The sequence below is a fragment of the Pseudoalteromonas arctica genome, from assembly GCF_012927645.1.
Lineage (GTDB): Bacteria > Pseudomonadota > Gammaproteobacteria > Enterobacterales > Alteromonadaceae > Pseudoalteromonas > Pseudoalteromonas arctica_A.
On the sequence record NZ_JABBMT010000046.1, the window covers coordinates 1 to 23,341 of the forward strand.

Consider the following 23,341-nt stretch of genomic DNA (forward strand, 5'->3'; position numbering starts at 1 on the left):
ACTGCGACGGCGAGATTATTTGGCAGGACTAGCCTATTTCGTACAGGTGGTAGTGCAACTCGATTGGAAAAATATGGATGTGAGTGATGTAATTGAAACTTAGTGATTATTTCTGGGGATCCCTTAGGATGCTTATCCTTTTTAGCACTAATACTTATCAAGTAAATATTCAACCAGTTAAATAAACATCCCCGGGGCAAGCCCTTCTGCTAACGCAGAACTCACTTCGTGAGCGGGGTATTTGGTTAGAACATAGCTAATTGATGATCCAAATGAAGTTGGTCATAATTATTTCCTTGGTTTTTTTTCACATACTTTCTTATCATTATGTTTTCCTACCGTACTTGCAAAATAACCATCAGACCAAAACTGCTTTTTAACTGTTGTTCCGCACCCCTAATTTGAATTAAACTCGCTCATTAAATAGCCACTTGATTTGCTTTTGTAAATAAAAGCTTGACGCAGAACCCTAGGTTTGATCTATTAATCTCTTTTGAGAGCCTAATTTTATGCCTGTTCCTTCTTCTAAAATACTTGACCACCACGGACTTGTTGCTGCCTTTTGTCACGACCTAGGATTTGCCGACATTATTGATAGTGCCTTAAGTGGCGCTGCGCCTGAGCGTAAAATCAGTTGTGGTCCATTAAACCACGTCAGTTGGAACTGACTGAACTAAAAAATGAATATGATCTTCATCCATCCCAATTTCCAAAATTTGATTTCGTAACATTTTTCTATTTCGACACAAATTTCTGTGATTGCTCTATCAACTCCCGCATCAAGAACTACTCTTCTATATTTTGCAGGGAAAACTAAGTGATAAAGTAAAACTGTCACATTGTGGCTTTTATGTATAAATTTGCTCATTACTCAATACTACGCCGCAAGCGGCGGGGAATAAACCCGAAGAGATTCAACTACATGAAAACTACATTTACATTCCAGTTCAATTATACCAATACTATTTATTAAGTGATTATTACTGAACTCTTTGTGCAAATGCTTGACAATTACTTTTCACTCTGTAAATAGCATTAATATGGAACAAATAGAGGTGTTGGCTGTCGGGTAGCACGAACTGAGGATCGATTGTTAAGTACAAATTACCCCAATTGCGTTCTTGGTTATAAAAAAGGCGCATTATCAATAATAATGCGCCTTTTAAAATATAAATTATCTAAATTTACAATAAGTTAGATAACCGATAATTCAATTGCGATATTACCACGAGTAGCATTTGAATATGGGCAAACTTCATGCGCTTTAGCCACTAATTGCTCTGCTGTAGCTTTATCAACATCGCCAACAAAAATAGCTAATTTAACAGCGATACCAAAACCACCCTCGATAGGACCAATTGATACTTCTGAATCAATGCGGGTATCTGCAGGTAGTTTTACTTTAGCTTCGCCTGCTACTAATTTTAATGCACCAATAAAGCACGCTGCATAACCAGCTGCAAATAATTGTTCAGGGTTTGTACCTTGACCATCATCGCCACCTAAACCTTTAGGTGTTGAAAGTGCAACATCTAAACGGCCATCGTCAGATTTTGCAGTTCCCTCGCGGCCACCCGTTGCTGTTGCGTTAGCTGTATATGCGACTTGTAGTAGTTCTTTCATGATTTTTTCCTTGTTTTAAAAAGGGGTATATTTACTTTCCGCGCAAGAATAAAGTAATTGATTAAAGAGTGCAAATGCGTTTTTAATGTTTCCAATAAAAAAACAAAAATAGTACAGAAAAAAAGCTATCTACTCACAGCACAAAACGTTTGCAACAAAAATTGCAAAGCGTAGAACTAGAATTAGCTAATTTTAATTAACCTACTACAGATTATTTTCTGTATAGTTAAAATACACTAAAATTAGTCAAATTGAGGATAACTATGACAGCTGTAGAAGTTAATTTTGATGGCCTGGTAGGCCCGACTCATAACTACGCGGGATTATCATACGGTAACGTAGCTTCATTAAATAATGCGGCAAGTTATTCCAATCCAAAAGAGGCGGTACTACAAGGCTTAGCGAAAATGAAAGCGATGCATGACTTGGGTCTAACTCAAGGTGTATTTGCCCCACATGCCCGCCCTGATATAAATGTACTGCGTCGTTTAGGATTTACAGGCACTGCTGAACAAGTGATCAGTAAAGCATTTAAAGCTGATCCTGTGTTAGTTCGTGCATGTTATTCAGCATCAGCAATGTGGACTGCCAATGCCGGTACAGTGTCTCCATCAGCCGACACACTTGATGGCAAAGTTCACTTTACTGCTGCTAATTTGAATAACAAATTTCATCGCTCCCTTGAGCCCCACACAACAACACGATTACTTAAAGCTATGTTTAATAATGAAGGCTACTTTAGTCATCATACCCATTTGCCAGATCAAGGCTTTTTTGGTGATGAAGGCGCGGCTAACCATACTCGCTTAGGCGACGAACATGGCGCTCAAGGTTTGGAGCTGTTTGTATATGGTGCCAGCGCATTTAACAGCACACTGCCTAAGCCAAATAAATTCCCTGCAAGGCAGACCCTTGAAGCATCACAAGCAATCTGCCGGCTACATCAGCTAAAACCATCTAGCCAATTAATAATCCAACAAAACCCAGAGGTGATTGATCAAGGGGTGTTCCATAATGATGTAATCGCGGTGGGTAACGCCAATGTATTACTCTGTCACGAGCAAGCTTTCTTAAATCAGCCTCTCGCCCTGCAACAAATAAAAGATGCATATATTGGCGATAAAACACTGCATATTATAGAAGTGCCAACGGTCAAAGTGAGCGTGCAGGACGCCGTAACAAGCTATTTATTTAATAGCCAGCTGATTAGTTTAAACAATGGCAAAATGTTACTGGTTGCTCCACAAGAATGTAAAAATAATCAGGCAGTTAATAATTATATTGAAGAAATGATCCTAGCAGACAATCCAATTGATCAAGTACAGTTTTTTGATTTAAAGCAAAGTATGCAAAATGGTGGTGGTCCTGCTTGCTTACGTTTACGTGTAGCACTAAATCAGCAAGAACTCACGGCTGTCAATTCTGCGGTTATTTTAAACGATAGTAAGTACCAACAACTGTGTGATTGGGCGAATAAACACTACCGTGACAAACTTAGTAATGATGATTTTGCAGATCCAAACTTGTTGCGTGAAAGCTGGCAAGCTCTGGATGAATTAACTCAACATCTGCACTTAGGCTCTGTGTATCCATTTCAACGTTAGTGTGTAGAGCCGTTTCACACTAATGAGCAAACCATACTTACATACCGTAAGCGTTTTTTGCCATTAAAAAGCAGCGTAACAATCAGCGCTGTAACGGCCAAAGCTAAGGCACCGGCCTGTATGTTAAGCCCCCTATCTGAGCTAACTAATGTCTAAGACATTATTTTAAATAACAGTTCTTTTACTGTGGCAGGTTCAAATGGCTTGTCACAAATGGCATCTACACCGGCTTGAGCAATATTAGCTAAATGAGTGTCGTTTGCCTCTGAGCTCACCATCAAAATAGGAATATGCGAGTAAGCATTCGAGCTTCTTACGGTTTCAGTTAATTCTTTGCCATCCATTTCTGGCATATTGTAATCTGTAACAATTAAATCAAATGATTGGTTATTAAGCATTTCAATCGCTTGTTTACCGTCTTCTGCCTCTACAGGTTCAGGAATACCCATTCCCGCTAGCACACGTATTATATGTTTTCGTGCAAAGCGACTATCATCAACGACTAACACGCGAAGTAAAGTGGCATCAAAGTGCTCCAGCTCCACTTCTTGCTCGCTAATAATATCCAAAGTAGCTTTTAGCGCACGGGTGATCTCGTCGGCACTAAACGGTTTTGGTAAAATAGCTAATACACCCGACTGCCTAAGTTGCTCTAGATGGCGCTTATTACGCTCGCTCGACACCAGCATAAACGCCTGCTGCTCAGTGTTACTATTACTGCGTATTGCTTGTAATAAAGAGTCTGCAGTACCGTCACTAAAGTACATACTACTGATCACTAAATCAGGGTGATAATTTGATAAAGCAGCCAGCGCGTTTTCTTGAGTGCTGGCCGTTTCAATTTGTGTAACCCCACACTGAGCCAGTGATTTTTTTATTAGCTTTTGCTGCACCTCAGAAGGCTCTACTAATAAAATAGATAAGTTGGCTATTGCAGTTAAATCACTCATTTCAATCCTGTTCGTAATTTTTATAACCTTCATTATAAAGCAATAGCTTACAGGAAAAAGCTAAAACAGCAACAAGACGACTTGTTTACCCTAACCTACAATTAAAAACGGTAGTTTATGCCGGCATAATAACGTCTACCAGAGTAACTAGCGTTTAATAACCGAGAGTCGGTGTCGTTACCCAGTCGGGTTACTGACTCAGATTTAGTTAAATTAATCACAGCGGCTGTCAGGCTCAAGTCTTCTAATAAAGTAATTGATGCGTTTACATCAACTTGCTCATATGGGTCTTGGTATACATTTAAGCCGCTATTTAAACCCAACACTGTTTCACCGCGTTTGTTATAAGAAGCACGAATATTAAAGGTGTCTCCTTCATAATATATCGAGGTGTTGTATTGATATTTAGCACTGCCAATTAAAGGCGATTTACCAAACTCTTTACCATCTACTTCTACATCGGCTTTATTGGTTTTGTTATAAGTGTAGTTTGTATAAAAACCAAAACCACTATCAAAGGCATGCTGTATAAATACTTCAGCCCCTTTAGATACAGCATCTGTGCCATTGCCTACTGTGCTATATGGCGATACAGTAATATTTCCCGAATCAACTATACCCTCCTTACCAGCAAAATCACGTTGTACATTAATAACTAGTGGTACAACAAAGTTATCAACGGTTTTATGAAACAGTGCTAAACCAACGGCAGAGCCTTCGCCATAGTAATACTCAATAGATAAATCAGCTTGCACCGACTCAAATGGCTTTAAATTTTTATTACCGCCACTGCCACTAAAACCCGGAATTTCATTAAACTCAGCTCTATCGTCTGCCCACTCATCTGAGACAAACGTAATGCGTTGTTGCGCACCTAAATCAGCATAATCAGGTCGCGACATTACTTTTGCAAGCGCGCCGCGTACAACAATATCGTCGCTGGCATCCCATGCAATATTAAAGCTAGGTAAAATTTGGGTATCGGTATTCTCTTGAGTGATGAGTTGATAGTCTTCAACAAATCTATCGTCTCCGGTTACCGCCTCCCCGGTTTCATCATCAGTATGATCCAGTAAATATGTGTATAGATCGGTTGATGACGTCATGGTTTTCGTGCGTACAACTCGCACTCCTAAATTACCGCGCACGCTCTCAAATTCAAAATCACCTTGCAGATAAAATGCCGCTATTTGTTCTTCAATATCATAAATGAAGTTATCTTCTTTGCGTGTATACGGCACATAATTACTGGTCACAATATCGCGGTATTTATCCCAATCAATGCCGGGCATTTGGTTTATATTAAAACCACCCGCAATATTACCTTCGTTGATAAACACGTCTTGTGCTAGTGGCATACCGTTATTCCACTGGTAACTATCAAAGCGTGTGATCCCACCCTCGCGGGCTTCTCCTGCGGCAATATCAAAGTTAGGATCTAAAAAGAAGGTATTACCGGTTTCACGGTGTAGCGTAGCTTCTCGATACTTAACCCCAGTTTTAATTGTTCTTAAAATGCCCCAATCAGTATAAATATCAAAGTCAGCTTGGTAATAATCTTCTTCTAGTTCACTACGTACAAAGCTTGAATTTGACGAACCTGGATCGCGACCACCGCCCACGCCATTAAGTAGGTTTGCTAACGTATTTGGGTCTATATTTAAACTAATGTTGTTTTCATTAATTTGCCAACCCGCTGTTTGCGCAGCATTTTCTATGCAGTTTTCATTTTCACCAGCGTTTGAACTTTTATAGGCCGCTTCCCAACTCTCTTTCGGGCCACCTTCAGAGCGCGTATTACCTGCCACAAAACGGGCTTTAAAATAATCGCCTTCGTAGGTTAAATTGAGATCAAAAGTGTCAGAGGTTGACTCTTCACGTACATAACTGCCTCGCATCCAAGGCAATTGCATATCATTTTCTATGCCACTTGCAGCTGCATCAAATTGCATTCCACTAACTATCGTGCCCGACTCATCCAAGCTTACATCGGTTAAAAAGTCAGGATTTAAAGACCACTCAGGTATATCAATCACCGACTCAGTTCTATTTTTATCAAGTGAAAAACCAAAGTAGTTAAAACCAATTTCAACGCGGCTAGTTGGGCGCCACTGCGTGCTAAATTGCACGCCTTCTCGCTCACGTAATTCGTTTACAATTGAGCCACGAACTACTTGAGGGAACCAAACATTGCCATAATTATTGCCCTGAGCATCGCTTACTGAGCCCCACTGATTATTATTTTCAACCGGTGCGCCATTGGCATCTACCGGGTTTTCACCAGTAAAGCGCCACACATTCGCATCGGTGCCACCCGAAAGAGTTCGGTTAGTGCGTTTTTGTGAGGTATAACCAAACAACATGCCAAAGGTATCAGCCTCGTTCTTCCAAGAATAAAGTGCGGTTACTTGCGGCTCAGATTCTTTAGTCACATCGGCATAAGTGCTTTCAATGTTAAATACTCCTGAGTTTGCCTCCATACTCAGCGGTTTACGACTATGCATTAATACCGTGCCGCCCACTCCACCTTCATCTAAACGTGCCTCTGGCGATTTATACACTTCCACGCTTTCAATCATGGCAGAGGGGAGTAATGTATAATCAAATGAACGAGACGGCTCGCCTGGAGATGAAGCAATAAAATTACCATTTAGCTGAGAAAAGGTGAGTTCAGATGATAACCCCCTAATACTAACCGATGAGCCCTCGCCTCCGTCACGGTCAATAACCACCCCAGGTACGCGTTGTAATGAGTCAGCGACATTTTTATCAGGAAACTTACCAATGTCTTCTGCTGTTATGGCATCAACTACTGAACTTGATAAACGCTTTATATCTAAATTAGCCGCCATACTGGAACGAATACCACGTACCTCTATTACTTCCATATCTTTGCTTTTTAGTACTTTATTTTCAGCTTCATCCGCATATGCATGATTAATCACAGACAAAATAGACATACACAGCGTTGATTTAATAAAAAATGGGAGTGAGTGATGTGAAGCGTTGGTTTTCCGATGAGCGGTCATAGCTTTAACAGTTCCATTTAAAATACAGTTAATACTTAAAGATGATCGTACTAGCTAAAGATGGTACGAAAAAAGTAGCTGTATTTTACACAACCAAGCTTAATAGCTTGTTAATGTAAACTGATAAGTAGCTGAATACCTTGTCAATAAATAGTCAATTTAAATAAAGACTGGAAGTTAAGCAGCAAAATAGCTATTTAGCTGCTTAAAAAGGAGTAGCAAGACTAAACAACAGACATCGTTATTTTTTATCACTAATAGCTTGAATATAATAACCTAAACTCGCATGAGAAAGCTCGCCCATATGGCTGGTGACTAACTCTCCTTGGCTATTATAAAATAGGGTGGTTGGCAACCCCGCAGCACCTGATTCACGACTCACATTACTGCTTTGGTCAAAAAACACATGGTTAAGTTCGAGTTGCTGTTCATTAAGGAACGCTTTCACCGTGTGTAAGTCTTCGCCTTGATTGACAAATGCCACCGTAATGTGTGGATTATTTTTTTGAGCCGCTTGTAGCACCGGCATTTCTTTTCGACACGGCGGACACCACGACGCCCAAAAGTTAATCACCACCGGTTTACCTTTTAAGTTTTGTAAGTTAACTTGCTGCCCTTGAATATTATGCACAACAGACTGCGGTAACTGTACACCCGCTTGATAAATAGATAGCGCAAAGTTAGGAATAATCATTGAACAAAAGCCAACAACCCCAGCAATAGCGTAGTTTTTCATTACCGCTTTTTTACCACGCGCATAAAACGCTAAAACGACTACACCGCTGAGCCAACCATAATAACTAATAAAGCCACCATCGCTAATATTAAAAAGCTGCCACCAATTACCTTGATAGGCATCCCACATGGTAAACACAAACGCTAACCGAGAAACTAAAAAACCCACCACAACCGCTTTGAAGACCGTGTCTAAAATCGCTTTTTGTAATGGATGTTGGCGTGTTAATAAATAGGTAAGCCCCCAAAAGATGCCTAACCCTAAAAAAATAATTAACTGAGAAATGGAAATAACTAAAGGTCCAAGAGAAATACTCAACATTGCTACCGTCTTCTTTAATATATTTAAGTACCTAAATAACGAGTACCTAGCGTGAATTAGACGCCAATAATAGCATATAACATTGTATATTTGAGACTTTTACTCTTTAGCTATTAAATTATTTAAGCTACGGTCATTTGCTGAAAATCAAGGCGGGCACCAATCAGCGTAACTAATTAGTTGTAATGCACTTAGCTTTCTAAAAAACTATACTTAATCTACTTCTTAAACAACTACCCCATCAACCTTACATACTTCTCGGCCAGTTCATCTAAGCTTTCGCGATGAGCGGGATCGGGCTTTATGCAATCAATGGGGCATACGCTGACGCAAGTCGGCTTATCGTAGTGGCCTACGCATTCAGTGCATTTTGCAGGGTCTATTTGGTAAATTTTAGCGCCCATATAAATTGCTTCATTTGGGCACTCTGGATCGCACATGTCACAGTTAATACATTTGCTGTCTATTAATAAAGTCATGATTAACCTCTCTATTATGAAACAGCTTGTTTGAAAGGATTGCGGGTATCTTGGTTCTCATCTAAATTGCGCATAATTATCGCGTGCTCTAAATCGATAGTGTCAGGCAGTGGAATTTTTACGATATGGCCAGAGCCTTTAGCATCAGTAATACTTTCGCCTTTTTTGTTTTCCATACTTTCAAGGGTAAAGCTAATATTGCCTTTAGGCATCATCAGCTCTAATGAATGACCAACACAAAATTTATTTTTTACATCTATTTCAACCAAACCATTAGCATTACGCCCTAGTACCTCACCTACAAATTGCTGCTTAGTTGATACCGAGTGGCCGTATTGGTAATTTTGATAATCTTGATGAGCATGGCGCTTTAAAAATCCTTCGGTGTAACCACGGTGTGCTAGGTTCTCAAGAGTTTTGAATAAATCAGCATCGAATGGTTTACCTGCGACGGCATCGTCAATCGCTTTACGATACACCTGAGCAGTACGCGCAACATAATAAAATGACTTAGTACGCCCTTCTATTTTTAAGCTATGCACCCCCATTTTTGTTAGCTGCTCTACGTATTGCACGGCGCGTAAGTCTTTTGAGTTCATGATATAAGTACCATGCTCGTCTTCAAATGCGGGCATGTATTCACCGGGACGGCCTTGCTCTTCAAGCATAAATACATCGTTGCTCGGCGCCCCTTCTCCGAGTGTTGGAATAACCGATTTAGGGTCAATTTTATGCACCATTTCACCTGTTTCGTTTTCAGTGCCTGGTTTAACATCGTATTCCCAGCGGCACGCATTGGTGCACGTGCCTTGATTTGGATCGCGTTTATTTATATAGCCTGAAAGTAAGCAACGCCCTGAATAGGCCATACACAGAGCACCGTGCACAAATACCTCTAACTCTGTTTCTGGGCATAGAGAACGAATTTCACTTATTTCTTCAAGCGATAGTTCGCGGGATAAAATCACTCGTTCAATTCCTTGCTTTGCCCAAAACAATACGCTTGCATAGTTTACTGCATTGGCTTGTACTGAAAGGTGAATTGGCATATCGGGCCACCTTTCACGTACTAGCATGATTAAACCCGGATCAGACATTATCAACGCATCGGGCTGCATAGCTATAACGGGCTCTATGTCACGCAGGTAAGAGTTTACTTTCGCGTTATGTGGCGCGATATTTGAAACCACATAAAACTTTTTATTCAGCGCGTGCGCTTCATTGATCCCTATTTGTAATGTATCTAAATCAAACTCGTTGTTGCGAACCCTTAAACTGTAACGAGGTTGCCCAGCGTAAACGGCATCTGCACCATAAGCAAAGGCATAACGCATATTTTTTAAACTACCTGCGGGCGAAAGTAACTCTGGGGTAAACGGGGTGATAATTGACGACATGCGCGCTCCATACATCGAACAGGGTTCAAGCCGATTGCATGAACTGGTAATAAAGCGCGGCAGTATAGCGTTAGTTAAATAGGGATGTTTTGATCGAAATCATAAAACTCACTTTAATTGATTGGTAAATTGACTCACTGCATCAACCACTTGCTGAGCACCTCTTTTAATATTAGTCATCACAATGCCAGATTCGTTTGATAGCTCTAATCCTTCTTGTGCTTTATCTTCACCTTGCTTAATGGCTTTCACACTTGACTGCGTTAAGGATTGATTTTTTTGTACCACTTCAACAATTTCCTCTGTGGCTTTACTGGTTCTAGATGCTAACTGACGAACTTCATCGGCGACTACCGCAAAACCTCGCCCTTGCTCACCTGCTCTTGCTGCTTCAATCGCAGCATTCAATGCTAACAAATTAGTTTGATCGGCAATGCTACTAATGCTTTGTACTATGCTCGCTATTAACTGTGATTGTTTATCCAATGCTGATATTTCATCCCCTGCTTGCAACATTTGCACCGCAAGCTCGTTCATCACTTTGACTGTTTGCTCGATAACGGCGGCTCCTTGATCAGCAAGGTGATCCGTTTCAGTTGAAGTGCTATAGGCAATATCAGCCGCTTCTGCGATTGCGAGCTCCCGCTCAACTTGCTCAGTAATAACAGTTGCGAATTTAACCACTTTATACAGTTCGTTTTGCTCATTGAAAATCGGGTTATAAGAAGCTTCAAGCCAAACCGTTCGGCCATGACTATCTATGCGTTTAAAACGGCTTGAAACATATTGACCTCTTTTGAGCTGTTTCCAAAAGGCTTCATATTCAGCAGAGCTTGCCTCTTCAGGCTCACAAAAAATACGATGGTGTTGACCAACAATCTCTTTTTTTGAATAACCCATGCCAGCTAAAAAGTTTTCGTTTGCAGTCAATACAATGCCATTGGTATCAAACTCAATAACTGCCATAGCACGGTGTAACGCCTTGATTAAATCTTGATGCTCGCGGGAGGTTTCAATCGTGCGCGTTAACACACTTGAATGCAGAGTAAACTCAATAGACTTGCCTTGTTCGTCAACAACCGGTTGCAAAATACTTCTTAACCACTCTTGTTCGCCATTGACATGAACAAACTGCAATGCACCAGCCCAATGTTCACGCTGCGCAAGTGCATCTTTCAAACTATTAAAGTGTGCAGTCTGTTTAGCGTTATCTGGTACAAAACTCAGTAATTTTTTACCTAGCAGCTGCTGATCTGAATATCCTAACTCATTTGCAAAATTTTTATTTTGCGAAGTAATGAGTCCAGTTTTATCCATCGTTAATACCAGCATTTCTTCATCTAAGCTTTTTTTAACCTGTACTAACCTGAAAAGCTTACTTTTTAATTCAGTTATTTGAGCGTTTAAAGATTTATTAAAAAACATACAAACCTGCTATTAATTAAGTGGATAAGATAAAACCAAAATACAACACAAACAAATTTTATTCTGTAGTCTGAAGCAAAGTGTAAACCAAGTACCCAAATTTAGTGATTTTTTTAAGTAAATTATTGCAAATAAATTTATTACTTTTAAAGAAACAGATGCTGCTTTTGGTTGCACCTTAAAGTAATTTAGCAAGCACTAACTCAGAGCTTACTAGTAACAATTGTTCGCCATTACCTGAACTAATCTTAATATAAACACTTACACCTGACGTTTAGAATGCTAGTTCATAAAAGATTGAATTTCCTAATCACAACGAAAACTTATAGAGCATTTACCGGCGCAATAACAATTTTCCTGTTAATAAAAGCTTTATTTTCTATACTCGCTCCACGAGCTATTTAAAAATCACACCATTGTCATCAAGCTAGTTTTTAATAAAACTAGGCATTGCCTACTAAAACGCGTATAATTCGCGCCCGTTAATATTCACACTTTTACTTAAAAATTATTGGAGCATAAAGATGGCTTTAGAGCGTACTTTTTCAATCGTAAAACCGGATGCAGTTGCTAAAAATCACATTGGCGCTATCTACAACCGTTTCGAAACTGCTGGCCTTAAAATCGTTGCAGCTAAAATGGTTCACCTTTCACAAGAGAAAGCTGAAGGTTTCTACGCAGAGCACAGCGAGCGTCCTTTCTTTGGTGCTTTAGTATCTTTCATGACGTCTGGTCCAGTAATGGTTACCGTTCTTGAAGGCGAAAACGCTGTTCTTAAAAACCGCGAAATCATGGGTGCTACTAACCCTGCAGAAGCACTAGCTGGTACTTTACGTGCTGACTACGCTGATAGCATCGACGAAAATGCTGTTCACGGTTCAGACGCTGTTGAATCTGCTGCTCGCGAAATCGCATACTTCTTCGCAGATGAAGAGCTTTGCCCACGCACTCGTTAATGCGAGTTTCACAGCTAACCCTGTGATGCAAAGTAAGAAAAGGGCTTTCGGGCCCTTTTTTAGTCATTATCTAAGCAATTAAACAGCTGTTTAGCTAATGACTAAACTGGTCGAATTGTGTACAATTCATCTCCATAAATTTTTATCGTCACCGTCACTGATTAAGGTTGTTTCATGACCACTGAGCAAAAAAAAATTAATTTATTAGATTTAAACCGAGATGCAATGCGCGAACTATTTGTATCGTTCGGTGAAAAGCCATTTCGTGGCGATCAGGTGATGAAATGGATTTATCATTTTGGCGTTGATAACTTTGACGAAATGAGCAACGTTAATAAAAAACTTAAAGAAAAGCTAAAAAATGAATGTGAAATCGTCGCGCCAGAAATCTCTGTTCGTCAGCAAGCAAGTGACGGTACAATTAAGTACGCATTAGTGCTTGAGGGTGGCCAAGAAGTTGAAGCCGTGTGGATCCCAGAAAAAGAACGTGCAACGTTATGTGTATCTTCACAAGTAGGCTGTGCCCTTGAGTGTACTTTTTGTTCGACCGCACAACAAGGCTTTAACCGTAACTTAAAGGTGTCAGAAATTATTGGCCAAGTTTGGCGCGTAGCCAAAGACATTGGCCTTGATGGCAACAGCGAAAAACGCCCAGTCACCAACGTGGTAATGATGGGTATGGGCGAGCCGTTACTCAACGTGAAAAACGTAGTTCCGGCAATGGAATTGATGATGGACGACTGGGGCTTTGGTTTATCTAAACGCCGCGTTACTTTAAGTACTTCTGGTGTGGTGCCTGCACTTGATTTATTAAAAGAAAAAATCGACGTTGCATTGGCTATTTCTCTACACGCACCTGATAACGCGCTTCGTGATATTTTAGTACCAATCAACAAAAAATACCCAATTGAAGAGTTTTTAGCAGCGTGTCGTCGCTACATTGATGGCTCTAAAGCCAATAAAGACGTAACAATTGAATACGTGATGCTTAATGGCGTTAACGACAGCACCGATCAAGCACATGAACTGGTTAAAACATTAAAAGGTACTCCTTCTAAGGTAAACCTTATTCCGTTTAACCCATTCCCGGGTAACGAATACACACGTTCAAGCAACAGCCGCATCGATCGTTTCTCTAAAGTATTACAAGCTGCTGGCATTACCTGTATTGTACGCCGTCCCCGTGGGGATGATATTGACGCAGCCTGCGGGCAATTAGCGGGTGATGTTGTTGACCGTACCAAGCGTTTAGCGAAAAAGAAAATGCGTGCAGATAATGCGATTGCCGTAAATATTCAGCAAGCCTAATTTTTAAAACGATCTAAAGCCCTTTATGCCTATTTATTTTTGAAATAAAGGATGCAACATAAGGGCTTTTCGGTAATATAGCGCCATGGACACTAATAAAGAGACGAAGTAATGCGATCTTTACTTGCTATAACTATCAGTACACTGGCTTTAACAGGATGTGTAACTGAAAATAGTTATGATGGCAATGACAAACCCGTTGTTGAAAATAAAATCAATAATACCGGCGCAGCACGCACCCGTATTGCCTTAGCACTAGAGTATTTAAGTACAGGTAATAGCTCACAAGCAAAGTACAACCTAGAGCGAGCCGCCGCATTCTCTCCCGATCTTCCTGAAGTCCACTACTCGTTTGCATATTATTATCAACAGGTTGGCGAAAACGTGCTGGCAGACAAAGCCTACCAAAAAGCCATAAAAATTGCTCCCAACGATCCAAATACCCGTAATAACTATGGGGTATTTTTATGCGGTATTGACGAGTACGACCGCGCCACAGAGCAACTACTTAAAGCCATTGCCATCCCAAGCTATATACGGGTCGCTGAGAGCTATGAAAATTTAGCCCTGTGTGCCATTGAGTTTGATGATTTTGACAACGCTGAAAAATATTTCAAATCGGCCATTAATCACAGCTCAATGCGTGCCTCATCACTGATCAGTTTAGCTGCTTTGTATTACGCTAAAAGTGATTTACATAGAGCAAAAGAAATACTCGAACGCTATGAGAATAGTGGCCAAGTATCGTCTCGTTCATTACTATTAAGCTATTTAGTTGAGCAGCGCATGGGACACATTGAAAAAGCGGAAACCACTGCAGCAACGATACTGCAAACCTACCCAACCTCAAGTGAAGCGGGGATCATTCGCGAGCAAAAAATCAAACGCAGTGAGTTTGAAATACTGCGTTCACAATATCTCCAAGCAAAATTAGATGAGCTACAAGCAAATAGCCCTACAGGAGAGGCAATCTCTGCACCCAAAATACGCATTATAAAAAAGAAAAAAGCGCCAGCAACTAGTACGTCGGCGCAAAGCACAACACTACAAAGTGGTCCGCAAAGCCAAGCAACGGCATCAGTGCCTGTCGATACGAGTGGTATTTTAGCGGCTTTAAGTACCACAACAGTAACAACGCCGGCGCAAGCAAGCGTTGATACTACCGCTGTACAGCTCAGTGCCCCTGAAAGAAATAATGATCCTGCTGCAGTGATGTCTGCTCTGGCGGTTACACAAACTCCGAGCAAAGCACAAGATGGAGTTAAAATAGTTTCTTTTAGCGCCCCAATAGATAGCCAAGCAGTTACAAAAAACGATCAAGTAAATAAAAGTCAAACAGCGTTTACTAATAAGTTAGCTGATGATGAAAAAGTTGTTTTTTACCAGCCACAACGTAATACAGATGTGTTTGCGGAGCAAAACTATAGCTCTGCACCTGAGATCCACTTTCAAGATCCGCAACAAAGTACTCAAGCACCGTTGCTAAACTCACAGATCCCACAATTAGCTACGCCTTACCATGTTTTGCAAGATGATGAAAACCTATTTAGCATTTCAGTACGATACAATGTTAAACTACAAAAATTACTCCAATGGAATGGTCTGAAAGAATCTGATCGGGTGGTCAATGGGACGAAAGTTTATCTCAACGACCCCAACATTTATTACGAAATTAACGTCGGTGATACTTTGTATAGTATTGCTACCAAGCGTCGCTTGTTAATTGATCAGTTAATGCGATGGAATAAATTAAGCCCGGATGTTGCACTTAAACCTGGGCATAGACTGTTACTAGTGGACCCTGAATCATACTCATTATGAATGATGAAAATACAGAATCAACAACGCTCACTCTTGGCCAAACTTTAAAAAGTAGCCGCGAGCAAGCGAATGTCAGCTTAGAAGAACTGGCAAAAAATTTAAAATTATCGGTGTTGCAATTACAACGTCTTGAGAATGACGAACACCATTTAATCGGCCCTGCTACCTTTGTTAAAGGTTATGCAAAAAGTTATTGTCGCGCCTTTAATTTAGATACTGCGGCCGTTTTAGTGTTGTTCCCTGAACCGCAGGAAACCGTAAAAAAAACCAACATGCAAAGCTTTTCTAGACGAACAGAAAAAGAAGCCCATGATAGTCGCTTGATGCTAGTGAGTTACGTTATTCTGGCAATTGTTATTGGTTCATCCGCACTATGGTGGTGGCAAAACTCAACCCCTCTTGACGAACACGTTGTAACACAATCTTTAAATAACTTTACCAAAGAGACAGTTGCAGTCGCGCAGACAAAGCCTAACGCAGCGTCAATTAGCCAGCTAGAACAAGTGGGCTCTGATGAAGCGATTGATGATCCCACTGCGTCGCAAATAATGGAGCAACAAGCTGATACCGAACTAGACGTTACCCCGAGCGAAACGTCAAGCAAGCCACAAAATGATGGCCTTGGCACCCTAGTGATGCATTTCAATGAAGAAAGTTGGATTGAAATTCATGACGGCAAAGGTGATAAAGTGGCGTTTGGTGTTAAAAAAGCGGGTTATGATATGACTATATCAGGTCACCTGCCTTTTTCTATCGTGCTTGGTAAGCATCAAGCTGTTGATATCACTCTTGACGGTGAAAAGATTGATATTTCCAGTTTCCCAAAAAATCGTTTAGCTAAATTTAATTTACCGTTAACAGAGTAGTCACTATGTTTTCAGAATCTCCCATTAAACGCAGAAAATCAACCCGTATCAATGTCGGTAACGTACCGATAGGTGATGGTGCCCCTATTGCCGTGCAATCAATGACCAACACCGATACCATGGATGTTGATGCAACTGTTGCACAAATTCAAGCTATTCAAGATGCCGGCGCCGATATAGTGCGTGTTTCTGTGCCGACTATGGACGCCGCCGAAGCATTTCGGAGCATAAAAGAACAGGTCACCATTCCACTGGTTGCAGATATTCATTTTGATTATCGTATTGCTTTGCAAGTAGCAAAATATGGTGTTGATTGTTTACGTATTAATCCCGGCAACATTGGTAGTGAAGAACGTATTCGCGCAGTAGTCGATGCTGCCCGTGAGCACAACATTCCAATTCGTATTGGTGTTAATGGCGGCTCATTAGAGCGTGATTTACAAGAAAAGTACGGCGAACCAACGCCTGAAGCATTACTTGAATCAGCCATGCGCCATGTGAATATTTTGCGCCGTTTAGATTTTGAGCAATTTAAAATATCAGTAAAAGCCTCAGATGTATTTTTAGCTGTGGGAGCCTATCGTTTACTGGCTAAAGAAATCGACCAACCTCTGCATTTAGGGATCACAGAAGCAGGTGGCATGCGTTCAGGCTCAGTGAAATCAGCCGTAGGCTTAGGCATGTTACTTGCGGAAGGTATCGGCGATACTTTACGCGTATCGTTGGCGGCTGATCCGGTGCAAGAGATCAAAGTCGGTTTTGATATTTTAAAATCCCTACGCATTCGCTCACGCGGGATTAACTTTATTGCCTGTCCGAGCTGTTCACGTCAAGAGTTTGATGTGGTTAGTACCATGAACCAACTTGAAGAGCGTTTGGAAGATATCATCGAACCGGTGTCAGTATCGGTTATTGGTTGTGTGGTCAATGGCCCAGGTGAAGCGTTAGTCAGTGATATTGGCTTAGCCGGTGCAAATCGTCGCTCTGGCCTTTATATTAATGGCGAACGTCAAAAAGCCCGCATTGATAACAACAATATTGTTGATCAACTTGAAGGCTATGTACGCAACTTTATCGCACAAAAAGAACAACAGACCCCTATTGACATTAAAATCGTCGAATAAAGTTAATATAGTAGGTAAACTGGGTGGTTTGCCACACGCATGCCAGCTATAATGACGGGTCAATTTTTAGCATTCTTGTTGTGTAGTCATCTTTTATTACACAAAAAAACAGTTTTTAGGATTTAGCAGTGGCAAAACAAATTCAGGCAATACGTGGAATGAACGATTGTCTGCCGGGCGATACCCAAGTTTGGCAGAAAGTAGAAAACATCTTACGCGAGACAGTAGCATCGTTCGGTTATCAAGAAATTCGTTTTCCAATTGTAGAATCAACCGATCTTTTTAAACGCTCAATAGGTGAAGTCACCGATATCGTTGAAAAAGAAATGTACACCTTTGCCGACAATAATGGCGACAGCTTAACACTTCGTCCAGAAGGGACTGCTGTGTGTGTACGTGCTGGTAATCAAAACGGCTTACTATATAACCAAGAGCAACGCCTTTGGTATATGGGTCCGATGTTTCGTCATGAACGTCCGCAAAAAGGTCGCTATCGTCAGTTTCACCAATTTGGTTTAGAAACCTTCGGTATTGCCAGTGCTGATATTGATGCTGAGGTTATTTTATTAACAGCGCAATTATGGCAACAATTTGGCATCAGCGAACATGTTCGTTTAGAGCTTAATTCTTTAGGCTCAAATGAAGCTCGTGCGCAATACCGTGATGCACTTGTGGCTTACCTTGAGCAACATATTGATACACTAGACGAAGACTCAAAACGTCGTATGTACAGCAACCCACTGCGCGTGCTAGATAGCAAAAACCCTGATGTACAAGCGGTTTTAGTTGATGCACCAAAACTGTCTGAACACTTAGATACTGAATCAAAAGAACATTTTGAAAATTTATGTGAACGTTTAGACGCCGCAGGCGTCACATACACGGTTAATGAAAAGTTAGTCCGTGGCCTTGATTACTATAACCGCACTGTTTTTGAGTGGGTTACAGATAGTCTCGGCTCACAAGGCACTGTATGTGCAGGTGGCCGCTATGATGGCTTAGTCGAGCAATTAGGCGGTAAAGCAACACCAGCGGTGGGCTTTGCTATGGGCTTGGAACGTTTAGTGTTAATGTTACAAGCATTAGAATGTGTTGGTGACATTCGTCGCAATGCTGATGTATATTTGGCAGCAATGGGTGATAAAGCCAGTATTCAAGCCCCTATTATCGCAGCTAAATTACGCGCTGAAGTGCCAGGCTTGCGTATCATGGTACATGCCGGTGGCGGTAACTTTAAGAAACAACTGAAACGCGCAGATAAAAGCGATGCACTCGTTGCATTGATTATCGGCGAAGATGAATTAGCACAAGGTGTAGTGACAGTTAAGTATTTACGTGAACGTAAAGAACAGGTCACCTTAGAATTAGAACAAATTAAAACGCTTTTAGCTGAGCTAATAAACAGCTAAAAAAGACGAGGTAGTAATGGATATTTATTCAACAGAAGAACAACAAGCTGAAGCGATCAAACGTTTTTTTCGTGAAAATGGTGTATCACTAGCGCTAGGTGTAGTGCTTGGATTAGGCGGCCTGTATGGCTGGAAAGCATATAACCAAAATCAAATTACAACTGCCGAAAGTGCCTCTGATGCGTATACTCAGCTGGTTGAAGGTGGTGAAGTATTAGGTTCGGCAGATACATTTATTGCAGAGCACAAAGACACAAACTACAGCGCACTTGCAGCCTTTGTTGCTGCTAAAGAAGCCGTAGAAAAAGGTCAACTTGATGTTGCCAATGAAAAGCTCAGCTGGATCATGACTAATGTTACCAATGCAGATTTAAAAGCAACGGCGACCACCCGTTTAGCTCGTGTGCAAATAGCCCAACAGCAATATGACCAAGCTATAACAACGCTTAACGCTAAACTTGCAGATTCATTCACTGCAACAGTCGCAGAGCTAAAAGGCGATATCTACACAGCTCAAGGCGATGCAAACCAAGCTCGCACTGCTTATCAGACTGCTGCTGATGCCGGCGGTCTTGAGAATAACCCATTATTGCAAATCAAACTTGATGACTTAGCAGTAACTAGCCCAACGGCGTAAGGGGGTTACCATGAAAAAATTAACAGCGGCAACCATAGCGCTATGTATGGCGACCTTAGTCGGTTGTTCATCTAGCGATGACGAAGACGAACTGGTGTTGCCTGAAATCGTTAATCAGTTTGAAACCAAAGTAATTTGGCAAGAAAGCATTGGTGATGGTGTTGAGCATTACTTTTCTCGCCTAACACCTGCTGTTTACAAAGACCGTGTTTTTGTAGCAAGCCGTGCTGGTAAAGTCGAAGCGCTATCGCTTGAAAACGGTAATACTCTTTGGGAAACCGATGTTCGCGAAAATTTGACCTTTTGGCCATGGCAAAGTGACATTAGTGCAAAATTATCAGGCGGTATTTTACAGGCTTATGGTAAAATTTTTATCGGCTCTGAACATGGCTATCTGGTTGCCCTTGACCGTGAAACAGGTGATGTTGTTTGGCGCAAAAAAGTACCTGGTGAAGTGCTATCAAAACCAGCCGCGGGTGATGGCCTTATATATGTTAACCTAGGCTCAGGTAAATTATTAGCCCTTCACCCTGATACCGGTGAAGAGCGTTGGAGCCATGAGCAAGAAGTACCCGCATTAACACTACGTGGACAAAGCTCTCCGACCGTTGCTAACGGTGGTGTATTAGTTGGCCTTGAAACAGGCAAGTTAAGCGTACTGATCTCTGACAGTGGTTACTCTGCGTGGAGTGCTGAAATCGCTACACCAAAAGGCGCATCAGAATTCGAACGTTTAGTCGATGTTGATACACAACCTCTGATCAGTGGTCCTTATGCATATGCTATTGCCTATAATGGTAACTTAGCAGCTGTAGATATTCGCTCTGGTAATGTTGTATGGAAACGCGAATACAGCAGTTACCGTGAAATTGCCATGGATACCCAAACTATTTACGTCGTAGATAGTAATGGTGTTGTTTATGCATTAGATAAAACCTCTGGCATTGAACGCTGGAGTCAGCCAGCCCTGCGTGGTTGGTACTTAACAGGACCTGCGGTAGCAGGGGATTACTTAGCCATGGGTGACCAAGAAGGTAATCTACATTGGCTAAATAAAGGATCAGGCGAACTTGTATCGCGTGAAGACTTCGACAGTTCAGGCTTTTTTGTCGAGCCAATTGTTGCTGACGACAAACTGATTCTATACACCCGAGATGGTGAAGTTAGTGCGGTAAAAATACCGGACTAATTTGCTAAATAGCTATAAGTTATTAATAGTTAATTTATTTTTTTAAGGCTTCGCACTGCGAAGCCTTTTGTTGTTTTTTTAAGAGGTAGTTTATGCTTCCCGTGATCGCTCTAGTTGGGCGACCCAATGTGGGCAAATCCACATTATTTAACCGTTTAACACGTACGCGTGATGCACTCGTTGCCGATTTTCCAGGCTTAACGCGAGATCGAAAATATGGCCAAGCTAATTACGATGGCTATGAATTTATCGTGGTAGACACGGGCGGTATTGATGGCTCTGAAGAAGGCATCGAAATCGAAATGGCTGATCAATCGCTACTGGCGATTGAAGAAGCCGACATCGTATTATTCTTAGTTGATGCACGCGTAGGTATGACAGTGGCTGATCAAGCTATTGCCAACCATTTACGTAAACAAGAAAAGAAAAGCTTTGTTGTTGCCAATAAAACTGATGGTATTGATGCTGACTCAAATTGTGCTGAGTTTTATCAATTATCACTGGGCGAAGTACACCATATTGCAGCCGCTCATGGCCGTGGTATTACCTTATTACTTGAACACACCTTACAGCCTCTGCTTGCAGAGCTGAGTGCGCAAAATGATGATGGTAAAGGCGATGACGACGAGTTAATCGATTTATATTCTGAACATGATGAAGATTCTACAGCCCATGAAGCATTTGCGGATAAGCCAGTAAAACTGGCTATTATCGGTCGTCCTAACGTAGGTAAGTCAACACTAACTAACCGTATATTAGGTGAAGAACGCGTTATTGTTTATGATATGCCAGGCACAACCCGCGACTCTATCTATATTCCAATGACCCGTAACGAAAAAGAATACGTGCTGATCGACACCGCAGGTGTGCGTAAACGCAAAAAAGTCAGCGATGTGGTTGAGAAATTCTCAGTGATCAAAACCCTCCAAGCAATCGAAGATTGTAACGTGGTGCTATTGGTTGTAGATGCCCGCGCTGGCATTTCGGATCAAGATTTAAGCTTACTTGGTTTTGCCTTAAATTCTGGCCGCTCACTGGTTATTGCCGTAAATAAATGGGATGGCCTTGATGATTACGTGAAAGATCGTATCAAATCTGAGCTTGACCGTCGCTTAGGCTTTATTGACTTTGCACGCTTACACTTTATCTCAGCTTTACATGGTACAGGTGTTGGTCATTTGTTTGAGTCAATTGACGAAGCTTATGGATCAGCAACTAAGCGTATTAGCACCGCTATGCTGCGCCGAATTATGGACATGGCACAAGCTGATCACCAGCCGCCACTGGTTCGTGGTCGCCGCGTTAAGCTTAAATACGCGCACGCGGGTGGTTATAACCCACCACGTATCGTAATTCACGGTAACCAAGTACATGATTTACCTGATAGTTATAAACGCTACCTAATGAACTACTACCGTAAAGCTCTAAAAATTATGGGCACACCAATCAAAATCGAGTTTAGAGAAGGTGATAACCCATTTGCAGGACGTACTAATAAAGTGACTCTTTCGCAAAAACGTAAGATCCGCGCATTTAGTAAAGAAAACCGCAATAAATGATAGAGCTGTAAGCTGTAAAACCTTGTTGGGCACACCCATACAAGGTTTTTTTATAAACAAATTTAAGTGTTTAGTTTTGCCTGGTGTCGCAAATCTTAGGAAACTGTGCTTTATTTAAAACATGTAAACTTAAATAGAGTCATCAATGGAATTAATTAATCAGGTTATCTATGTTGATAACGTTGAAGAAACCTTAGACTTTTATTATCAGGCGTTTGGTTTTGCCACCCATGCCCTCAGTGATGATGCCGAATATGGAGAGCTTGCCACTGGCGATGTAAAAATTGCTTTTGCGAATCACCCGTACGCTCAAGCCCATTTTAAACAAGGTTATATCCGCGCTCACCCAAAGCAACCAGCGCTAGGTTTTGAGCTGCGCTTTAGCTGTACTAATCTCAGTGAAAGTTATGATCAAGCAGTGCTAGCAGATGCAGAGCCTCTTTGCCCACCAAGCTGCAGAGGAACACGGCATTATGCCTATGTGCGAGCCATTGAAGGCACCTTAATTTGCTTAACCCAAGTTTAGCACTTCATCAAAATCGCATTAAAGTTATGCGAGAACTAGTCGGCATTAGGTTTAAAACAATTGAGCATTTGTGCCATACGCTCTGAATATATTAGCTAATCCAGTTAATTAAATTGACTTAAATCGCTAGCAATAGAAGTAGTTGGCTTTTCAACTAAACGCCCGAGTCATGACTGCTATCAAGCAGCTTAGGTAAACGCGGCAGCTCATGCTGATTATCATGACACCAAACAATACTAAAATATCCTTCCTTGTATCTGTTGTTCCGCACCCCTAATTTGAATTAAACTCGCTCATTAAATAGCCACTTGATTTGCTTTTGTAAATAAAAGCTTGACGCAGAACCCTAGGTTTGATCTATTACTCTCTTTTGAGAGCCTAA

At 41.2% G+C, this 23,341-nt stretch carries 19 protein-coding genes and 1 pseudogene; 12 read left to right on the forward strand and 8 right to left on the reverse strand.

Annotation, left to right across the window (positions count from 1 at the left end; translation table 11 throughout):
• Positions 1–509 precede the first annotated feature (509 nt).
• Positions 510–668, forward strand: coding sequence for a DUF4277 domain-containing protein (locus HHO47_RS17845; RefSeq protein WP_169021515.1), 159 nt, complete (start codon positions 510–512; stop codon positions 666–668).
• Here the strand turns inward: HHO47_RS17845 and tnpA are convergent.
• Together tnpA and HHO47_RS17855 are read right to left on the reverse strand one after the other, a co-directional pair.
• Positions 657–868: pseudogene (tnpA, locus tag HHO47_RS17850) on the reverse strand (IS200/IS605 family transposase); the annotation flags it as partial. The gene HHO47_RS17845 and the pseudogene tnpA sit on opposite strands and share 12 nt — an antisense overlap.
• A 326-nt stretch (positions 869–1,194) precedes the next feature.
• Positions 1,195–1,623 carry an organic hydroperoxide resistance protein gene (locus tag HHO47_RS17855; protein ID WP_169021516.1) on the reverse strand — a complete coding sequence of 143 codons (429 nt, stop codon included), beginning with the start codon at positions 1,621–1,623 and terminating at the stop codon, positions 1,195–1,197.
• A gap of 263 nt (positions 1,624–1,886) precedes the next feature.
• On the opposite strand from HHO47_RS17855, the gene astB reads away from it, so the two are divergent.
• Positions 1,887–3,227, forward strand: coding sequence for an N-succinylarginine dihydrolase (astB, locus tag HHO47_RS17860; RefSeq protein WP_169021517.1), 1,341 nt, complete (start codon positions 1,887–1,889; stop codon positions 3,225–3,227).
• Between the two features lie 152 nt (positions 3,228–3,379).
• On the opposite strand, the gene HHO47_RS17865 is transcribed toward astB, so the two are convergent.
• The 6 genes from HHO47_RS17865 to HHO47_RS17890 form a co-directional block, all read right to left on the reverse strand.
• Positions 3,380–4,177 (reverse strand): response regulator transcription factor, encoded by a 798-nt coding sequence (locus HHO47_RS17865; RefSeq protein WP_169021518.1) that lies wholly within the window; start codon positions 4,175–4,177, stop codon positions 3,380–3,382.
• 101 nt (positions 4,178–4,278) lie between these two features.
• Complete coding sequence (locus HHO47_RS17870; RefSeq protein ID WP_169021519.1) at positions 4,279–7,206, reverse strand: TonB-dependent receptor; 2,928 nt, start codon at positions 7,204–7,206, stop codon at positions 4,279–4,281.
• A 241-nt stretch (positions 7,207–7,447) separates the two neighbouring features.
• Positions 7,448–8,263 (reverse strand): TlpA disulfide reductase family protein, encoded by an 816-nt coding sequence (locus HHO47_RS17875; protein ID WP_169021520.1) that lies wholly within the window; start codon positions 8,261–8,263, stop codon positions 7,448–7,450.
• Between the two features lie 233 nt (positions 8,264–8,496).
• Positions 8,497–8,742, reverse strand: a complete 246-nt coding sequence (locus HHO47_RS17880) for a YfhL family 4Fe-4S dicluster ferredoxin (protein ID WP_169021521.1) — start codon at positions 8,740–8,742, stop codon at positions 8,497–8,499.
• Positions 8,743–8,756: 14 nt separating this feature from the next.
• Positions 8,757–10,139 carry a tRNA 5-hydroxyuridine modification protein YegQ gene (yegQ, locus tag HHO47_RS17885; protein ID WP_169021522.1) on the reverse strand — a complete coding sequence of 461 codons (1,383 nt, stop codon included), beginning with the start codon at positions 10,137–10,139 and terminating at the stop codon, positions 8,757–8,759.
• Between the two features lie 108 nt (positions 10,140–10,247).
• The gene (locus HHO47_RS17890) at positions 10,248–11,564 is read right to left on the reverse strand and encodes a methyl-accepting chemotaxis protein (RefSeq protein WP_169021523.1); all 1,317 of its coding nucleotides are present in this window, start codon (positions 11,562–11,564) and stop codon (positions 10,248–10,250) included.
• Between the two features lie 524 nt (positions 11,565–12,088).
• Between HHO47_RS17890 and ndk the strand changes: the two genes are divergently transcribed.
• The 10 genes from ndk (at position 12,089) to HHO47_RS17940 (ending at position 22,959) form a co-directional block, all read left to right on the forward strand.
• Positions 12,089–12,520 carry a nucleoside-diphosphate kinase gene (ndk, locus tag HHO47_RS17895; protein ID WP_008111339.1) on the forward strand — a complete coding sequence of 144 codons (432 nt, stop codon included), beginning with the start codon at positions 12,089–12,091 and terminating at the stop codon, positions 12,518–12,520.
• A 174-nt stretch (positions 12,521–12,694) separates the two neighbouring features.
• The gene (locus HHO47_RS17900) at positions 12,695–13,828 is read left to right on the forward strand and encodes a bifunctional tRNA (adenosine(37)-C2)-methyltransferase TrmG/ribosomal RNA large subunit methyltransferase RlmN (RefSeq protein ID WP_169021524.1); all 1,134 of its coding nucleotides are present in this window, start codon (positions 12,695–12,697) and stop codon (positions 13,826–13,828) included.
• 111 nt (positions 13,829–13,939) lie between these two features.
• The gene (gene pilW, locus HHO47_RS17905; protein WP_169021525.1) at positions 13,940–15,649 is read left to right on the forward strand and encodes a type IV pilus biogenesis/stability protein PilW; all 1,710 of its coding nucleotides are present in this window, start codon (positions 13,940–13,942) and stop codon (positions 15,647–15,649) included.
• Entirely contained in the window at positions 15,646–16,515 is an 870-nt protein-coding gene (locus tag HHO47_RS17910) for a RodZ domain-containing protein (protein WP_169021526.1), read from the forward strand. Before pilW ends, HHO47_RS17910 begins: the two co-directional genes overlap by 4 nt.
• A gap of 5 nt (positions 16,516–16,520) precedes the next feature.
• The gene (gene ispG / locus HHO47_RS17915) at positions 16,521–17,639 is read left to right on the forward strand and encodes a flavodoxin-dependent (E)-4-hydroxy-3-methylbut-2-enyl-diphosphate synthase (RefSeq protein ID WP_169021527.1); all 1,119 of its coding nucleotides are present in this window, start codon (positions 16,521–16,523) and stop codon (positions 17,637–17,639) included.
• A gap of 128 nt (positions 17,640–17,767) precedes the next feature.
• The gene (hisS, locus tag HHO47_RS17920) at positions 17,768–19,048 is read left to right on the forward strand and encodes a histidine--tRNA ligase (protein WP_169021528.1); all 1,281 of its coding nucleotides are present in this window, start codon (positions 17,768–17,770) and stop codon (positions 19,046–19,048) included.
• Positions 19,049–19,064: 16 nt separating this feature from the next.
• The gene (locus HHO47_RS17925; protein ID WP_169021529.1) at positions 19,065–19,685 is read left to right on the forward strand and encodes a YfgM family protein; all 621 of its coding nucleotides are present in this window, start codon (positions 19,065–19,067) and stop codon (positions 19,683–19,685) included.
• Between the two features lie 10 nt (positions 19,686–19,695).
• Positions 19,696–20,874, forward strand: a complete 1,179-nt coding sequence (gene bamB, locus HHO47_RS17930; RefSeq protein ID WP_169021530.1) for an outer membrane protein assembly factor BamB — start codon at positions 19,696–19,698, stop codon at positions 20,872–20,874.
• A 92-nt stretch (positions 20,875–20,966) separates the two neighbouring features.
• Positions 20,967–22,433 (forward strand): ribosome biogenesis GTPase Der, encoded by a 1,467-nt coding sequence (gene der, locus HHO47_RS17935; protein ID WP_169021531.1) that lies wholly within the window; start codon positions 20,967–20,969, stop codon positions 22,431–22,433.
• A gap of 145 nt (positions 22,434–22,578) precedes the next feature.
• The gene (locus HHO47_RS17940; protein WP_169021532.1) at positions 22,579–22,959 is read left to right on the forward strand and encodes a VOC family protein; all 381 of its coding nucleotides are present in this window, start codon (positions 22,579–22,581) and stop codon (positions 22,957–22,959) included.
• Positions 22,960–23,341 lie beyond the last annotated feature (382 nt).

Excerpts from the sequence above, each read along its gene's own strand:
- HHO47_RS17900 (WP_169021524.1), top strand. The coding sequence starts at position 12,695 with ATGACCACTGAGCAAAAAAAAATTAATTTATTAGATTTAAACCGAGAT.
- pilW (WP_169021525.1), top strand. The coding sequence starts at position 13,940 with ATGCGATCTTTACTTGCTATAACTATCAGTACACTGGCTTTAACAGGA.
- HHO47_RS17870 (WP_169021519.1), bottom strand. The coding sequence starts at position 7,206 with ATGACCGCTCATCGGAAAACCAACGCTTCACATCACTCACTCCCATTT.
- yegQ (WP_169021522.1), bottom strand. The coding sequence starts at position 10,139 with ATGTCGTCAATTATCACCCCGTTTACCCCAGAGTTACTTTCGCCCGCA.
- bamB (WP_169021530.1), top strand. The coding sequence starts at position 19,696 with ATGAAAAAATTAACAGCGGCAACCATAGCGCTATGTATGGCGACCTTA.
- HHO47_RS17845 (WP_169021515.1), top strand. The coding sequence starts at position 510 with ATGCCTGTTCCTTCTTCTAAAATACTTGACCACCACGGACTTGTTGCT.
- HHO47_RS17875 (WP_169021520.1), bottom strand. The coding sequence starts at position 8,263 with ATGTTGAGTATTTCTCTTGGACCTTTAGTTATTTCCATTTCTCAGTTA.
- HHO47_RS17855 (WP_169021516.1), bottom strand. The coding sequence starts at position 1,623 with ATGAAAGAACTACTACAAGTCGCATATACAGCTAACGCAACAGCAACG.
- ispG (WP_169021527.1), top strand. The coding sequence starts at position 16,521 with ATGTTTTCAGAATCTCCCATTAAACGCAGAAAATCAACCCGTATCAAT.
- der (WP_169021531.1), top strand. The coding sequence starts at position 20,967 with ATGCTTCCCGTGATCGCTCTAGTTGGGCGACCCAATGTGGGCAAATCC.
- ndk (WP_008111339.1), top strand. The coding sequence starts at position 12,089 with ATGGCTTTAGAGCGTACTTTTTCAATCGTAAAACCGGATGCAGTTGCT.
- HHO47_RS17890 (WP_169021523.1), bottom strand. The coding sequence starts at position 11,564 with ATGTTTTTTAATAAATCTTTAAACGCTCAAATAACTGAATTAAAAAGT.
- HHO47_RS17910 (WP_169021526.1), top strand. The coding sequence starts at position 15,646 with ATGAATGATGAAAATACAGAATCAACAACGCTCACTCTTGGCCAAACT.
- HHO47_RS17925 (WP_169021529.1), top strand. The coding sequence starts at position 19,065 with ATGGATATTTATTCAACAGAAGAACAACAAGCTGAAGCGATCAAACGT.
- HHO47_RS17940 (WP_169021532.1), top strand. The coding sequence starts at position 22,579 with ATGGAATTAATTAATCAGGTTATCTATGTTGATAACGTTGAAGAAACC.
- HHO47_RS17880 (WP_169021521.1), bottom strand. The coding sequence starts at position 8,742 with ATGACTTTATTAATAGACAGCAAATGTATTAACTGTGACATGTGCGAT.
- HHO47_RS17865 (WP_169021518.1), bottom strand. The coding sequence starts at position 4,177 with ATGAGTGATTTAACTGCAATAGCCAACTTATCTATTTTATTAGTAGAG.
- astB (WP_169021517.1), top strand. The coding sequence starts at position 1,887 with ATGACAGCTGTAGAAGTTAATTTTGATGGCCTGGTAGGCCCGACTCAT.